Here is a 13,199-nt window from a genome sequence, read left to right as displayed (position 1 = left end):
CGACGTGACGATCATCCGCAGCAACGCCGTGTACGAACAGCTCGGTTGCCACCAGTTCCTCTCCCTCCACGCGCTCGAAAGCCTGGTGGCAGTGCTGCCGGTGCGCGACGAGAACGGGATGGCGAAGATCATCCCGTTCGGTGGCGAGACACGGAATCTGATCACGTCGCAGGCGCGCCGGCGGGCGGAACGGACGCTCGGCCGCGACCGTGCGAACGCGGGCGAGGGAGCGCTGGCCGGCTACACGATGGGCATGCGCACCCGCGAGTGGGCGCTTCTCACTGCGGACGCACTCTGCGTTCTGGGCTGGGAGCGGGCCGAGGCCCTCCCGACCGCCAAAGCCGTCCTGGAAGGCGTGGGGCTCAAGTTCGGGGACAAGGAGCGCACCCGCGACCTGACCAAGGTGCTGGTCTTCGCTCCCGAGGACGCCGGAGAGAAGCTGGGCGCTTCCATCGACGCCAAGCGCGAGGCCGTGGCCGGGTGGATCAAGGAGTTCCAAGCGGCTCGGGAGGCTGCGAACAGCGGTTCCCGAGGCAGGAAACGAAGGGCTGCGGATACCGAGCCGACGGCCGACGGCGAGGAGGGGACGAGCGAGTCGCGCATCCCTCCTCTGCCAAGAGAGGTACGGGCCGGGGTACTCTCGGCGCTCGCCCCCAGGGACGCTATCGACATCGCGCTGTACGGGCGCTTCCTCGCCGAGATCGCGGACTCGCCGAACGTGGACGGCGCTGTGATGACCGGGCCCGCCTTCACCGTGCACAGGGCCAATCAGATCGACGACTTCTACAGCGCCGCGGACGATGCCAAGATCCGGCGCAAAGCGAACGCCCTAGACTTCCTCGACGCGGCGGACGATGCGGGCGCGGGAATGACGGGCTACCAGTCCCTGATCTCGGGGACGTTCTACCGGCACGCCGCGCTGGACCGAGTGCAGCTGCGGAACAACCTGGCGGCTGGCGGGATGCCGCCCGAGGAAGTGGACAAGGCCGCCCGCGCGGCGGAACGCCAGTTCGTCGAGGCCTTCGTCGACGCCATGCCCCACGCGAAGAAGAACACCACCGCCTCCACGGGCTCTCTGCCCAAGCTGGTCCTCGCCTTCGAGGGGGCACGTCCGTTCAACTACTCTGCGGCCTTCGAATCGCCGATCGAAGAGCGGGCGGGTGGCGGAGTCGCTCTTTCGGCTGCCCGCAGGCTCCTCGCACAGCACCGCCTGGTCACGCGTAAGCGCTCCGACATCGACGGGGGACGCGTCCTCACCTATGACCTGGACATCCAGGAGCTGCTGACCGAACTCGCAGACCAGGACGGCGCGCTCGTCGCCACCGAGGCGGGTTCCGTCGAGGAAATGACCACCCCGTGAGCCCGTACGTACTCTTGGCCCGCTTGGCCGGCCCTCTCCAGTCCTGGGGGCTCAGCTCGCGATTCGACCAGCGGGACACACACCTCAGGCCCACCAAATCAGGCTTCGTCGGTCTGCTCGCCGCTGCCGTGGGGTTCAACCGGGAGGATCCGATCACGCCGCTCGACGAACTCCGCTTCGCAGTGCGTGCCGACCGGCCCGGCACCCCGGTTGAGGACTACCACACCGTCGGCGGTGGACGGTATCCCCTTCGCCCCCGTGACCTGATCACCGACCACCGGCTGAACCGGACGATGGCGCCGCTCTTCGACGACGTGCCCGGCAGGGCGTTCGGTGTCATGCCCAGCCCCTCAGCCGACGGCTGGTACGGGGCGCCCAAGGGCATCGCTCCTGATGCGGACAGCGGCCAGCTCCTGGCCCGCACGGGGCACCGCAATCCGATCATCACCAACCGCTCCTACCTCGCGGATGCCCAGTTCGTCGCGGCGGTCGAGCATGAGGACAAACAGATGCTGGACGAGTTGGCCGTGGCTCTGGAACAGCCTCGGCGCCTCCTGTGGCTCGGGCGGAAATCCTGCCCGCCCGCAGGAGAGATCTCCGGCGGGGTGCACCCCGGATGCATCGAGGAGGTCTTCGCTACCACCCGCCTGCTCCCGCAGGCCACCAGCGAACAGCCGTGGACCTGGGTCGAGGTGGCGCCCGGCACCACCGGCGCCTCTCGGATCAACGACCAGCCGGTCAGCTTTCACCCCACCCACCGCAGCTACGCACCCCGCTGGGAACGACGCGTGCGCATTGAACCGGGTCAGTCCATCGGATGGGAGCACCTGCTGTGACCACGGCCTCCACCACCGTCGCGCGCTTCGTGGCCTGCCACAGCGTCCTCCACCTCGACGCCCGTCATGTTCTGGCACAGAAGGCCATTCTCGACCCGCACATCATGCATCGCCTCGTGATGTCGGGATTCAATGGATGGATCACGCCGGGCGAGCCGGATCCGCGGGCCCAGATGGGCATCCTGCACGCCTGGACACTGGACCTGAGGAACAACAGGCTGGTCCTTATCGTCCAGTCCCGCGTCCAGTCGGACTGGTCGTTCATTCCCCGTGCGGCCCTGACCGACGGCATCACCACCCTGCCGATCGACATGGCGGTCCGCACCGGAGAGACATATACCTTCCGGATCGTGGTGAACCCCACGCGCCAGCGTGGGGCGCGCGAGCACGATCACGCACCCCGCAAGCGGTTGTCCGACTCGACCCCCGGTCATGTCCGACAGTGGTTCGCCGATCGTCTTCAGGCCGACGGCGAGGAACGCGTAGGTCCCCTCGGTGTCCGTCGCATCGGGGCGCACGGGGTGACGGACAGCATAGCCGTGCGCATGCTGCCCAAGCTGAGCCTGACAGCCAAGCACCAGGGTGCCAGGATCGGGCGCGCGGAGCTGAAGGGAGAGCTGACCGTCACCGACCCGGAGACCTTCGTCGAGGCCCTTGCCAACGGCGTCGGCCGGGCCCGCTCCTACGGTGCGGGACTGCTCCTGGTTCGTTCCCCAGACAGTAGTTGACCGAGCAAGATCTGCCGGATCACGGCCGGGTCGCGGCGCTCGGAACGGGGTTCACCAAGGGGATTTTGCCCCCGAGGTCCCAACTGGACCGCCGCGATCCGGCCTCCGCGTCCCGGATCCCGTCATCGTTCTGACCTCCGAGCACGACGACTGGTCGAAGCTCTGTGGGAAGCGCGTGATCATCAGAGAGTGGTATGCACCACCGACTACAGGGTCTGTGAGTACAGAGGCGCCCGTGGCACGCGGAGTCGTCCACACTGAGCAGCACGAGCACATTGCGCCGCCGCGCCTCCTCGAAGGCATCGGGTGCCCACGGCCATCAGTCGACGGGGTTCTCGGCGTGCTGGAGGAGGTAGAGCTACTGGAAGTGTGCCAGTCGGTTCATGCCTCCGCTCCTACACAATCCAGCGAGTAGACCCCGTCGTGACTCCTGCTATGGCCAAAGGGGGAGCTGGAGCAGGGCGACCGTGACCCCGGCCAAGCTCAGGAACGTCCCGCTGGCAGCCTTCAGGCTTGCCGAACGCTCATGGCTGAGCACGCTCCACAGGAGACCGGCACCGGCAGCGCTGATGACCACAAGAATCATGTAGACGAGCATCACAAGGAGCTTGAGTCGACAGCCAACTTCCGGAACCTTCAGGCACTTCGAAGACAGCTGGCCAATCCATAGAGCAAACCGGCCAACCGACCCGACGGGCACACTCCGACTGCCCCCCAGCAGAGGCACCGATGCTCACCAGCTCAGCTCTTCGGTGACGTCAAGGTGATGGGCCTCGCCAGAGAGGTCGAGCTCAGACATGACACACCGATCCGGCTCACTCACCAGCACATCAACCGGTAACCGGACGTAGCAGTATGTCATCTCGGAGGGTCTCCCACGGCTCCCGCCAGACCTCAGACGAGGCTCTCCCGATGACGCGCCAGGCATCACGCGCCGACTCTCGCAGAGGCCACCACACACTGATCCCTGTCACGAGGAAAGCAGCCGTCATGACATCCAAGGCCATGCCCACAGCTCGGATGACGTGAAGAGAATATGATCAATATTTGAGATGGATCGATCAGACTCATGCACCTGGCGCACCAACAACGAGAACTTACGATGAGATGCGATCGAATGGCATGAGAGAGCTGAAATTCGCGTGACACTGGGCGATATGACCACCACTCGGCAGACCGCCTCCCGAGAATTACCCCTCTCGTCGGGCGTCATGGACATCTCGCCAGCCCTGGCTACTGAGATGCTTACACGTAACCGCGAGAACCGTCCCCTTGACAGAGGGCGAGTATCGCACCTCCGGGAGGCGATCCTCAGGGGCGAATGGCTCATCAGTCATCAAGGAATCGCATTTTCAGGACTCTGGACCGACAGTCGCCTCCTGGACGGACAGCATCGCCTCGAAGCCATCCGGCAATCCGGCCAAACAGTCCCGCTGCTTGTATTCGAGAACGTGGCAGCCGAAACGTTCTCCGTCATGGATACTGGCCGTTCTCGCACGGCATCGACCGTCCTCGCCATGCAAGGCGAGCAGGACTCAGCCCTCCTGGCTGCCACCATTCGGCACATCCACCTCTTCAGCACCATGCCCGACACTGAATGGAAGGGGCACTCCTCTCGCCTCACCAACGCCCAGGTACTTACCTTCCTGGACGCGAATCGAGAGAAGGTAACGAGGGCCTGCGGGATCGCGCGGCTCATGAGCAAAGAACGTCTCATTATTCCCACTGCTGCGGCAGTCGGTTACTACACGACGCATGAGGCGTCACCAGGCGTCGATCAGGATTCATGGGTGAGGGGCGTGACGACCGGTGCCGATCTCTCCCCAGGAGATGCCCGGCTAGCCCTTCGCAATGCGCTGATTTCCCTTGGTACAGGTACCAGTGGACGCCGTCGCAACGATTCCCGCGGGCAGCTTGGCCTGTACCTGAAGGCATGGAACGCCTGGGTCCTTCAGAGACCCGTCAAACAGCTTCGGTTCCAGCGCGGAGAGAAGATGCCCAGGCCCGTGCACGTGCTGCCTGAGGGGAGCTCGGCCTCTCAGGCATAGAGAAAGCAGCTGTAGCACCAAGCCGGCCGATCACAAGCCGCAGCGCCACTGCGCCCGTACAACCGAAGTCAGGGGCATCAGGCAGGCAGTCCGGCGAATAGCCCACAGAGAAGGATCGACTGCATCGCCCCGCTTAGCCTCTTGCATCGCCTCCCCTCCTCATGGCCTCCAATCCAAAGGGCTTGGAGGCGTGCTGGAGGAGGTAGGGCGACTGGGAGTCCGCCAGGCGATTCATATCGGCATCGTCGCACGGCGCGTACCCGGATCGGGCGATGGCGGCACTGACGCCGGACGGGCGTGGGTCCGGGCCGCGGTGGCGGTCGGGCCAAAGGTTGCGTAGGACGTGCGTGCGACAATCGGGCACAGCCGCGACGAGGGGGATTCCATGGGCGACGAGGGCCGGCTGAATGTCAGTGCGGAACTGGCCGGGGTGCTGGAGCGGATCGACGCGCTCGGGGCGACGCTCGACGAACGGGCGCCTTCCGCCGAGGAGTTGGGACGGCTCCCCGAGGACACGACACACGCGCTGCTCGACACGGGGATCGTGCGGGCCGAGCTGCCGCTGGGCCTCGGTGGGTACGAGTTCGCGCCCCGGCAGCTGATCCAGGCGGCGGAGCGGGTGAGCTACCACGATGCCGCGGCCGGGTGGACCATGGTCGCGCTCCAGATGATCACCGGGACCACCGCGGCGTACCTCGCGGCGGACACCGCGGCCGAGCTGTTCCCGGACATACCGAACGGCAAGCACGCGCTGCTGGCCGGGCACGGTACGCGCCCCGGCCGGGCCGTGCCCGTGGAGGGCGGCTACCGGGTCAGCGGTCAGTGGCAGTTCGCCTCCGGGGTGGCACACGCCACCCACATCCACAGCGCGTTCCAGGTCGAGGGCACCGGTGAGCAGCGGGTCCTCACGATGCCGAAGTCCCAGGTCACCCTGGACGGCAACTGGGATGTGCTCGGGCTGCGCGCGACGCACAGCGTCGACTACCACTGCACCGACGTGTACGTCCCGCGCGAGTACACCTACGCCGCGACCACGGACACGCCGCTCAACGGTGGCGCCCTCTACCGCCTCGGCCTCGTCAACCTGTCGGCGATCGGGCACACGGGGTGGACCCTCGGCGTCGGCCGGCGGCTTCTGGACGAGATGAAGCGGGTCGCGGCGGCGCGGACCGGTTCGCGGGGCGCGGCGGTCGACACCTCGCAGTTCCACGCCGAGTACGCGACGGCCGAAGCCGGGCTGCGGGCCGCCCGTGCCTGGGCGAACGACGTATGGCGGGACGTCGAACGGACGCTGGACAAGGGTGAGCTGCCGAGCACGGAGCAGGACACCCTGATCCGTCTCGCGCTCAATCACACGACCTCGACCGTGTCCGGCGTGGGCCGCACCGTGCACCGCTGGGCCGGTTCGGCGGCGATCCGCCGCGGCCCGCTCGACCGCTTCCTGCGCGACCTCGGTACAGGCGCGCAGCACATCACGTCGAGCCCGGTCGTACTCCAGAACTGCGGCAAGTGGCTGAGCGGCGCCGCACCGGACGCCCACTGGAGCTTCCTCGACCTGACGTGACGTGGCCTGGCCACCCGGGTCCGACCCTCCCCCGGTCAGAGGCCGACCGACACCGGGCGCCCCTCCTGCCATCAGCGGGGGGCCGGAACCTGTGATGCCCGGGAGCTCCCGGACCGGAAGGCCGGATACGGTCCCGGGATTCTCGGGTTCTCTTCACGCTGCGTCGGCCAGGGATCTGCTTCCGCACCGGCAGGTGCGTGTCCGCCGGTACGGAAGCAGATCCCGACGGGTGACGTAGCCCTATAAAGAATGACCACCCTGAAGGGTGGAAATCCCGCTAAACCGGAGATCGCCCGGGCAGCCTCCTCGCGGCGCCCCACAAGAGGCGTCAGACATCCAGCACCGCCGGGCTGCTCAGGTCCTCAAGCGGTGACTGATCGTTGAGAGGTGGATGCCGTGAGCGCGATCCAGACGGGCAAGCTCCAGCTGAACTCCACACGCCCTGTGGCCACCACGGGCGGCGATACGTCGACCTTCACCCAGGTCACCTTCCCCGCCCCGTTCCCCGCCGGTTCCACGGTGATCGTGACCCCCTTCGTCCAGACGTTCAACGGCCCCGACACACCGGGACTGCGGATCGCGGACGTCACCCCGACCGGATTCAAGATCCGTATCAACGAACTCCACGCCAGCGGCAAGGTCACCGCCGACGGCACGCACACCGAGGAGACCGTCGGCTGGATCGCCGCTACCGTGTAGGCCCACCCGGACCCGCCGGGGCCCGCGACGGGTGAATCGCACCAGCGTGACGCTTCCCCGTGAACACCACACCTCCGGGGGCGGGCAGAGCGGCCTCGCGCCCACGGGGACAACCCCGGCAGGTGAACAGGGCGCCAGCCGTGTGGGCCGTTCAGCGCCCGGTGCGGATGCCTTGGTGTGCTGGCCCGAGTCCGCAGCGGCCGGCCGAGACCGGGGCGGTGTCCCGGTCTCGGCCTCTGGTCCGGCACGGGCCATGCGTGCGGTTCGGCTCCCCGGGTGGGCCGGGACGGCAACCTCACGGTTCAGCCCTGTCCAGCGCGGTGAGGCCCTGGGAGTGGTCCGGGGACGTGTCCGTCCCAGGGAGCGACCCCCACAGGCGAAGAGCTGGACCAGGCGGACAGGACGTATGCCTGATCAGCGACGCAGCACGGTGGCCCCGCCTCCAACCGGGTGACGGCGGGGGCAGCCCGGCCGACCGGGTGACGGCGGGAGCAGCCCGGCCAGGACGAGCCACGGCGCGGGCGGGCCCGCCACCAGAATGCGAGGGGCCCGACCGCCACCGCGCACACCGGAGCCCACCCATGCCCCAGCCCGACACCTTCCTGGCCGTGTGCGGCAATACGCATCTCTACCCCGGCGCCCGCTGCCGCCTCCAGGGACTGCCCGACCCCCAGACGTTCGCCGACCGGCCACGGCCTGTCGATGTGCTCCTGCGCTTCTCGGACTCGGTCACCACCGACGCGGAGCTACGCACCGACGGCCCGGCCGACGCCGTACTCGCCGTCCCTGCCTACACCACCGGGGCGGGCACGCAGATCGAGGGCTGTACCTGGCTGGTCCGGGATTTCGTCCGCACGGGGACGAGGTGGAGCTGACGATCGGCGGGGTCGGCCTGGGTTGAGAGCCCGACTCCGCCGCGGTCCGGGACGCCGCGTGGGGCTCCGGGGCTCTCGGGCTGGCCGGTCAGCGGGGGGAGGGTCCGGTGATCGTTGCCGCCGGGATGCCGGGCGAACCGGAGCCGCCGAAAACAGAGGGGGCGACGCCCACACGAAGCAGGAGTCCGCATTGCCTCACTTCTCCTGTTACGCGGCGAAACCCACCCCAGATTCTCCGCCGGGCAGAGCCTGCGGCGATCGGGAGTCGCCAGACACTTCACATCGGCGTGTCACATGCTCGGAAGCAGCCGACTCGGCGACGCCCGAACCGGTCCAGCCGGGTCCCACGGCGGCAGCTGCTTCCGTGGCAGCGAAACGCGCCGACCGCAACAGCTCATGCGACGCAAGTAATTCGACGCCGCACCTCCGCTGGAGGGCAAGGTTCGAAAGGGTTTGACACGCACCACGGCGCCTAGCTGCATACAGATCCACCTTGGATCTTCGGCAACAGCCGGGCCCCCTCGCCGTGCAGCGCACAACTATGCACCCGAAACAAGCATCCGGAATTCTCACGAAATCGGCGAGATCATTCGCTCGCGAAATAAAACTCTCAGCCGCGATTCATTCAGCCACTCTCGCAAATCACCAAAATGCCCGATGTAAGCCTTGCGCTCTTCCTTTCCGCTCTCGGCAGCACACAAGCGGCCCTTGAAGGTCCATTTGTTCCCGCGTAGCCAGTTCGCGTAGTCGGCACCCCGGATAAGCGGAGCACCATCACACACGGGTGTGCGATGCGTCATTTTCACCTTCTCGCACCCTTCGTAGACCGGTACGAGCATAAAGCGTTTAACACGAGCGCACGACCGATCAAGGGCAGGCGACCCCAGCACAGCGAGCACTGCCGGGCACCACAAGACAAATAGCAATGGACGCGCACATCGCTACCTCTTCCCGAGACTGGCCGCACTGTGATCCATCTGACGTTTGGCATACGTGTTCACCTACACCGATGCCGTCTGACGTCCGAAAAGCCTGACCAATTGCATGCGTCCTGAAATCAGCTCCCAAAAGTGCTGACCCGTCTGCCTAAGGTACTGACGCCCGTGCGGTCTTCGCGCAGGCAGCCTGTTCAGTCCAGCAGGAAGGGAACGGCATTTTATGAGCTTACCCACCCATGCGGCTTCAAACGGACAAAGAATACGTAGCCGAATTGCGGCGGCTACCATACTGGCGGTGATCGCCGAGGTCTGCGTCGTCGGCGCCGGTCAGGCAGCGGCAGCTCCCGAACCGGAGCGCGGTCAAGAGTCGCTCGGCATTTCGGCAGAGTCTTCTCGGCCCACAGCATCCAAGACCTCGCCGACCGGCGCAAAGCAAGCGCCCCGGTACTCCAAAGGCTCCAAAGCGTGGGCGGTCCTGGAGGCGCGGGAGACCGGCAAAGCGGTCGTCGCCCAGGACGAGACGACAGCAACCTCCTACACGGTGGCCAATCCGGATGGCACCCTCACCACGGACCTGACCTCCGGTCCCGAACGAGTGTGGCGGGCCGGCAAGTGGCGCAAGGTCGATGCCACCTTGACCAGGTCCGGCGACGGCACCGTCAAGGCCAAGGAGCATGCCCACGGCCTGCGCCTCGCAGGCGACGGCGGCACGGTGCCGCGCTCGCTGGCCGACGCCCAGAACGCCGCCCCTCGTGACCTCGTCACCCTCGGTACCGGTGACCAAGCGGTGACGCTCCAGTGGAAGGGTGGTCTTCCCGCTCCGGAGCTCACCGGCACCACCGCCCGCTATCGGGAGGCAGTCCCCGGGGCCGATGTCATCGTCGAAGCGACCCGGACCGGCTTCGAACAGTTCGTGGAGATCGGCAAGAGGCCCTCCGGCGCATACTCCTACATCCTGCCGATCAAGGCCAAGGGGCTGAAGGCCAAGGCGAACAAAGACGGATCGGTGACGTTCAGCGACACCGAGACCGGAGAGCGGCGAGCGGTGATGCCCGCTCCAGTCATGTGGGACGCCTCGGTGGACAAACCGTCCGGCGAACACACTCGTCGTGTCCGCGTCGGCATGAAGGTAGTGGACAAGGGCACCGGCCGCATCGACCTGGTCGTCACACCCAGCGCGGAATTCCTCGCCGACCCCAGAACCCGATACCCAGTCACGGTCGACCCTTCGACTTCCGGTCTTGCCTCAACGTTCGACACGTATGTGCAGCGCGGCGAAGCCGTCGATCTGTCCACCGACACCGAACTCGACTTCGGCGACCCTGGCACCAAGAACCCGGACGGCACCACCCGGCTCGCCCGGTCCTTCATCCACTGGAACACCACGCCCATTCAGGACGCGTTGATCATCGACACGAACCTGGCGCTGTGGAACTTCCACTCCGGCAACACCGACTGCACCAACCAACAATGGACGGTGTGGGACACCACGCAGGCGTCCACCTCTTCCAGGTGGACCAGCCAGCCCACCTGGCACCAGCAGTACCACGCCTCAGCACAGACTCGCGGCAACCCCGGCTGCACAGCCGCGCAGCCCGACGGCTGGATCAACGCCGACGTGGACGTCCTTGTCCAGACCTGGGCCTCGGCGAAGGCGACCCGCGGCTACATGGGCCTGCGCGCTGCCGCAGCGGACACCCGAGGCTGGAAGCGTGTCAACTCAGGCAACGCGACGGCGAACCAGCCAAAGCTGACCGTGACCTACAACTACCGTCCCTCCGACGGAACGGCTCAGCAAGCAGGGCCGCCCTTTCGGACCCACAACCAGGTCTGGGGTGTCAATACCCTCACACCGACGCTGCGGGACAAGTTCACGGACGCGAACGGCGACAAGGTCAACGGCAGCTTCCAGGTCTACGACGCGGAAACCAACACGCCCATCACCACTCCTGCCGGGGACGGCGTGATCGTCTCCGCCTTCGTCACCCCGGGCACGTGGGCGACCGTCCAGGTGCCGGGCGGGCAGCTCGTGGACGGCAAGATGTACAAGTTCCGCACCAACGCCTACGACGGCACCCACTACAACCTGGGCTGGTCCCCTTGGCGGACGTTCGTCGCGGAGACCGCCGCCGCAGGCGTTCCCACCTCTCTCCAACCCGGCGACGCCTACACGATCAACGATCCCGCTCTGATCGCCAACCCCGCCCAGGTCGATCAAATCCTCAACAGGGACGGGAATCTGGAAGCACTGGGGCTCAAACCGCGCACACGCCCCGCCATGGGCCAGACCACACCGACGTCCGTCGGGCCGAAGGCTGTCTGGGAACGCACCTACACCGTTCCCAGTCACCGGTTCAACCGGGGCCGCAAGCCGGAGAACAACGGCCAGCACCCGTACGAGTACATCGCGAGCACCAACGAGTGCCGAAACGCTGACGACGCGGACAACGCGTCGGGGTGGCTCAAGAACCGCTTCTCGTACTGCCAGGAGACCATGACGGTCATGCCAGCGGTCAAGTGCGGTTTGTGGCCCCCCGGCTGCTACCTACAGGGCACATTCATTTCTACCAACACCCTGATCGGTAGAGGTCAGATCGGCGGCTTGAACGGAAGCACGCTGACTCGTTTCGCCGAATTCGACTTCAATGTGGACGTCTTCCTCTCCAGCGGCGACTTCAACAAAGCCGGCGCCAAGCTGGAAGCACGACTGGAATGCAAGGGGGACTGGGCCATAGGAGTGCCGGGAAGCCCCACCGCACAGGACGCCTGCCAGCCTGGTATCCACGTCGGACGAACTGATTCACCCAGCCAGTGGAAGCACAACGGCGACACCACATTCGACCTGTGGTCCCTCGCCCCCAAGCTGCCCGACCTCGCCAACGGCGATCAGATCGCCACAGGTCAGTTCACACCGATCCTCAAATTCACCCTCCCCGGATACTCCCAAGTCATACCCGCTGGGGGTGAAAAGGGAGAAATCCGCTTCGACAGCGCTGCCTACAACCAGCGAGCGCAAGCAGGTTCCGTCTTCCCCGACGCTACGCCCGCCCTCCGCTACGACCGGAGCGACAAGTCCGTTCCTACTGCTCCCGTGGAGCCCTACTACGGGGTAGCGGCCGTCGCGGACCACATCGGCGACGCTCTCAACAACCCGGGCGGCACGTATCCGACGAAAGCCAGCAAGAAGCTTCCCGGCGGAAGCCCCCTGAACCCGATGCATCGGCTCGTGCCCGGATTCGGCGCGAATGAGAAGGCGCGTTACGACGCCAATCGCTCCGTCGTCACCTCTACGTGCAACAATCCCGCCGTTCCAGGCCAGCCGCCGGCCGGAGTGCAGCTCGACTGCGACGAATTCCCCTTCGCCTCCAGCTATCAGGGTGCCGCGCGCCATCAGTACGAAGGCGAGCCGTACCGCGACGACTTCTCCGTCCGCTACATCGACCCCATCGAGAATCAGGAAGCCGGGCGACGTCTCGGCGCATGGTACGACAACGACCGCATCTTGAGCTACGACCCGTTCATCATCACGGTCGGCAACTGAGCCGTCGCCGCTGTCGGGTAATGCCATCAAGAGGGGCCGGCCCACAGGGCCGGCCCCTCGCGTTCATTCTGCCTCTTCGCTGGCTTCGATGCGCCAGATCCGGACAAGGCAGTACTGATCCGCACCACGCAAATCCTCTTCTCGCCCGGGCACCATGAGCAGGGCGGATCTTTGGTCCGCCAGCGGCGAGGTGAAGGGCCCACGCTGGTGGTTGAATATCCAATGCCAACGCATTCCGTACAATCCAGGCGACGGGAGGACAAGTGGTACTTGCGTCTGGCCTCCGTCGATGGTTTCCAATGCAAGTTCCCCACAAGGCAGTTGCACCTCCACGTCCGCGATACCACACCACTGCGCATCGTCCCCGGGCGGCGTTGTCGACCAGCTTTCCAACCGTACGGACGCACGGATGACCTGGGGTGGAACCTGCAAGTAGACCATCCCCGGGGCAGAGAGGATCCAGTTCGCGCGATCCGTGTGGGGCGAATAGGTATCCACACTCGTATCAACCAACCCGAAGATCCGGTAACTCGGTGATACCTCGGTCTCGTATGAATCCAGCAGCCTACTCAAGGGCACCTCACACGTGGACAGTTGAGTCGCCAACAGC

9 protein-coding genes and 2 pseudogenes are annotated in these 13,199 nt (G+C 66.1%); 9 read left to right on the top strand and 2 right to left on the bottom strand.

Translation table 11 applies throughout. The features are described from left to right. The first annotated feature begins 4 nt into the window (after positions 1-4). The 4 genes and pseudogenes from AB852_RS06380 to AB852_RS40555 form a co-directional block, all read left to right on the top strand. A complete protein-coding gene (locus AB852_RS06380; protein WP_073784411.1) occupies positions 5-1,360 on the top strand; it encodes a type I-E CRISPR-associated protein Cas7/Cse4/CasC in 1,356 nt (451 codons plus the stop codon). After that, positions 1,357-2,196 carry a type I-E CRISPR-associated protein Cas5/CasD gene (cas5e, locus tag AB852_RS06375; protein ID WP_073784409.1) on the top strand — a complete coding sequence of 280 codons (840 nt, stop codon included), beginning with the start codon at positions 1,357-1,359 and terminating at the stop codon, positions 2,194-2,196. The genes AB852_RS06380 and cas5e overlap by 4 nt, the downstream gene beginning before the upstream one ends. Continuing rightward, positions 2,193-2,924, top strand: a complete 732-nt coding sequence (cas6e, locus tag AB852_RS06370) for a type I-E CRISPR-associated protein Cas6/Cse3/CasE (RefSeq protein WP_079184325.1) — start codon at positions 2,193-2,195, stop codon at positions 2,922-2,924. The genes cas5e and cas6e overlap by 4 nt, the downstream gene beginning before the upstream one ends. 103 nt (positions 2,925-3,027) lie before the next feature. Then, positions 3,028-3,114, top strand: a pseudogene (locus AB852_RS40555) (DNA-binding protein); the annotation flags it as partial. A 45-nt stretch (positions 3,115-3,159) separates the two neighbouring features. Here the strand turns inward: AB852_RS40555 and AB852_RS40550 are convergent. Then, positions 3,160-3,279 (bottom strand): annotated as a pseudogene (locus AB852_RS40550) (DUF255 domain-containing protein); the annotation flags it as partial. Between the two features lie 802 nt (positions 3,280-4,081). Here AB852_RS40550 and AB852_RS39190 point away from each other — a divergent pair. From AB852_RS39190 to AB852_RS06345, 4 genes are all read left to right on the top strand, one after another. After that, complete coding sequence (locus AB852_RS39190; protein WP_073784405.1) at positions 4,082-4,972, top strand: ParB N-terminal domain-containing protein; 891 nt, start codon at positions 4,082-4,084, stop codon at positions 4,970-4,972. 343 nt (positions 4,973-5,315) lie between these two features. Beyond that, a complete protein-coding gene (locus AB852_RS06355; RefSeq protein WP_245876620.1) occupies positions 5,316-6,536 on the top strand; it encodes an acyl-CoA dehydrogenase family protein in 1,221 nt (406 codons plus the stop codon). A 396-nt stretch (positions 6,537-6,932) separates the two neighbouring features. Next, positions 6,933-7,235, top strand: a complete 303-nt coding sequence (locus AB852_RS06350) for a thioredoxin domain-containing protein (RefSeq protein ID WP_073784401.1) — start codon at positions 6,933-6,935, stop codon at positions 7,233-7,235. Positions 7,236-7,816: 581 nt separating this feature from the next. Continuing rightward, positions 7,817-8,110 carry a hypothetical protein gene (locus AB852_RS06345; RefSeq protein ID WP_073784399.1) on the top strand — a complete coding sequence of 98 codons (294 nt, stop codon included), beginning with the start codon at positions 7,817-7,819 and terminating at the stop codon, positions 8,108-8,110. Positions 8,111-8,679: 569 nt separating this feature from the next. On the opposite strand, the gene AB852_RS39185 is transcribed toward AB852_RS06345, so the two are convergent. Next, positions 8,680-8,910, bottom strand: coding sequence for a hypothetical protein (locus tag AB852_RS39185; RefSeq protein WP_143201183.1), 231 nt, complete (start codon positions 8,908-8,910; stop codon positions 8,680-8,682). 433 nt (positions 8,911-9,343) lie between these two features. Between AB852_RS39185 and AB852_RS06340 the strand changes: the two genes are divergently transcribed. Next, positions 9,344-12,589, top strand: a complete 3,246-nt coding sequence (locus tag AB852_RS06340) for a DNRLRE domain-containing protein (RefSeq protein WP_245876619.1) — start codon at positions 9,344-9,346, stop codon at positions 12,587-12,589. Positions 12,590-13,199: the final 610 nt, after the last annotated feature.

The organism is Streptomyces uncialis (genome assembly GCF_001905345.1).
Classification (GTDB): Bacteria; Actinomycetota; Actinomycetes; order Streptomycetales; family Streptomycetaceae; genus Streptomyces; species Streptomyces uncialis.
This window is presented reverse-complemented; position numbering and strand designations above follow the sequence as displayed.

Coding starts and splice junctions, on each gene's coding strand:
- AB852_RS39190 (WP_073784405.1), top strand. CDS start 4,082: ATGACCACCACTCGGCAGACCGCCTCCCGAGAATTACCCCTCTCGTCG.
- AB852_RS06345 (WP_073784399.1), top strand. CDS start 7,817: ATGCCCCAGCCCGACACCTTCCTGGCCGTGTGCGGCAATACGCATCTC.
- AB852_RS39185 (WP_143201183.1), bottom strand. CDS start 8,910: ATGACGCATCGCACACCCGTGTGTGATGGTGCTCCGCTTATCCGGGGT.